Here is a 2,446-nt window from a genome sequence, read left to right as displayed (position 1 = left end):
ACGAACTGGAACGCCGCGCCGCCAACGGCGATCTCGGCGGCACCATGCGCCTCGGCGCTTTCACCGCCGAACTCACGCCCGGCAGCAAGATCGCCGAGATCTACGGTGCGACCGAGATCTCGGAGCGCCACCGTCACCGCTACGAGGTCAACATCCGCTACCGCGAGCGGCTGGAGGCGTGCGGCGTGAAGATCTGCGGCATGTCGCCGGACGGCCTGCTGCCGGAGACCATCGAGATTCCGGAACATCCGTGGTTCATCGGTGTGCAATATCATCCGGAACTGAAGTCGCGCCCGTTCGCGCCCCATCCGCTGTTCGCCTCGTTCGTGGCCGCGGCCATGGAACAGAGCCGGCTGGTGTGACGCGCCGGACGGCCCCGTCAAGACGACCCGGGTGAAGACGATCCCGTGACAGCGCGCCCCCGACCCCGCAGCCGGTTCGGGGGCGCTGTGCTTTTCGAGGCCCCGCGGCCCTGACATGAGCAGCCCGGCCTTCTGCTTCTGGAGGCTCAGTCGTGACAGACGCCATCGCCCCGGCCCGGCCGCGCGGCATTGACCATATCGTTCAGGTGGTGAACGACCTCGATGCGGCCGCGGCGCATTATCAGGCGCTCGGCTTCACCACCACGCCGCCGGCGCGCCACCCCTTCGGCACCGGCAACGTTCTGGTGCAGTTTTCCAACAACACCTTTCTGGAGCTGCTGAGCGTGCTGGAGCCGGCGCGCATCCGCCCGGCGGCGCCGGGGCTCTATTCCTTCGCCGCCTTCAACCGCGACCTGCTGGACGCCCATGGCGAAGGCGGATCGATGATCGTGCTGCGCTCGGCCGGCGCGGTGGAAGACCGCGCGGCCTTTGCCGCCGCCGGCCTGCCGCTCTACGCCCCGTTCGGCTTCGAGCGCACCGCCACCGGGCCGGACGGCGTGCCCCGGCCGGTTGCCTTCTCGCTGACCTTCACCGCCGACGCCTGCGCCCCCGATGTCGGCCTTTTCACCTGCCAGAGCCATTTCCCGCAGAATTTCTGGAAGCCGCCGTTCCAGACCCACGCCAACGGCGCGACCGGCATTGCCGGCGTCGTGGTGGTAACGCCCGACCCCGCCGCCCACGCGGCGGTTTTCGCGGGCTTCACCGGCGCGGTGCCGCAGCCGGTGGCGGGCGGCCTGCATTTTGCCGCTCCCCATGGCGATGTCAGCCTGCTGACCCCCGACGCGCTCGCCGCCCTCGGCATCGCCGCCGGCGATCCCGCCCGCCCGCACATCGCCGCGCTGCGGATTGTTGTGCCTGCGCAACGTTTGCCCGAATTCGACCACAGAGCGGCCTCAATCTCCGCCGACAAGAAGGATGTCCGGCAAACGGGCGTGATTCGTGTGTTGCCTCCGCGGCTTACGCACGGACTGAGCCTGCTCGTGGAGCCGGCGGACAGCGGTTTCCTGTTGCCGTAAGGGCCGTTACCGGCCCGAGCGCAGCCGTTTTCGAGGGCGATGAGATGGTGCTGACGACCTCCGGCCGGACAATCGCCTCTCCTGCCCCTTCGTCTTCCGCCACATCGCTGCAGCGCCACACCCAGATCCGCCCCCCGGCCGCCGCCGGCCCGCGGCCGCGCCGGCCGCTGCACACCGGGCACATCCGCGGCGTGGCGGAAACGGCGTTCGTCTCGCTCGCCGCCCGCGCCGTGGCGGGCGAACGTTTTCCACAGCTTCGCGTGCGCGATTGTCTGGCCGAGGCGGCCGCCCGCGACCTGCGCCTCGACCTCGGCCTCTATGCCGACACCGACGAACGGGCGCTGGACATCATCAGCCGCTCATGGGCCCTCGATGAGCTGATCGGCGCCTTCACCAGCCGCTATGCCAACGCGCAGGTACTGAACCTCGGCGCCGGCCTTTCCACCCAGTTCCACCGCCTCGACAACGGTTTCATGACCTGGCTCGACGTCGATCTGCCGGAGATCGTGGAACTGCGCCGGGCCGTGCTGCCGCCGCGGGCGCGCCAGCGCGCCCATGCGGCCGATTTCACACGGCCCGACTGGGCCCAGTCGCTGCCGCTGCGCCCCGCCCCCACGCTGATCGTGGCCGAGGGGCTGACGATGTTCCTCGATCCCGCCATCGTGCACCGGCTGTTCCGCGACCTTGCGGCCATCACCGGCGGCCAGCCGGCCGACATGGTGTTCGACTATGTGCCGCGCCAGCTCTGCAACGTGGCCGGCGTGGTGAACCCCGCCGTGCGCACCGCCGAGGACGAGGCGGTGTGCTATCGCTGGGGCATCCGCCGCGAGAAGGAACTCTGCGCCGGCGTGCCCGGCTGGACGCTGGTGCGCACGGTTCCCATCGGCACCGGCCCGGCGCGGCCCGGCCGCCTGCTCGGCCGGCTGATGCGCTGCTTCACGGCCGGCGGCCGCGCCATTGCCAACCTGCGCCACGTTCCCGCCCGCGCCTGACCCCCCTCTTCTCCGC

The 2,446-nt window shown here is 70.7% G+C and carries 3 protein-coding genes; all 3 read left to right on the top strand.

The features are described from left to right. A partial coding sequence (locus V7067_RS17410; protein ID WP_334177149.1) for a gamma-glutamyl-gamma-aminobutyrate hydrolase family protein occupies positions 1 to 362 on the top strand: 362 nt, incomplete at its 5' end. 152 nt (positions 363 to 514) lie between these two features. Next, positions 515 to 1,438, top strand: coding sequence for a VOC family protein (locus tag V7067_RS17405; protein ID WP_334177148.1), 924 nt, complete (start codon positions 515 to 517; stop codon positions 1,436 to 1,438). Between the two features lie 44 nt (positions 1,439 to 1,482). Further along, the gene (locus V7067_RS17400; protein WP_334177147.1) at positions 1,483 to 2,430 is read left to right on the top strand and encodes a class I SAM-dependent methyltransferase; all 948 of its coding nucleotides are present in this window, start codon (positions 1,483 to 1,485) and stop codon (positions 2,428 to 2,430) included. Positions 2,431 to 2,446 lie beyond the last annotated feature (16 nt).

The sequence above is a fragment of the Pseudoxanthobacter sp. genome, assembly GCF_036822375.1.
GTDB lineage: Bacteria > Pseudomonadota > Alphaproteobacteria > Rhizobiales > Segnochrobactraceae > Pseudoxanthobacter.
Note: the sequence above shows the minus strand (reverse complement) of the source record. Positions and strands in the feature narration are given on the sequence as shown.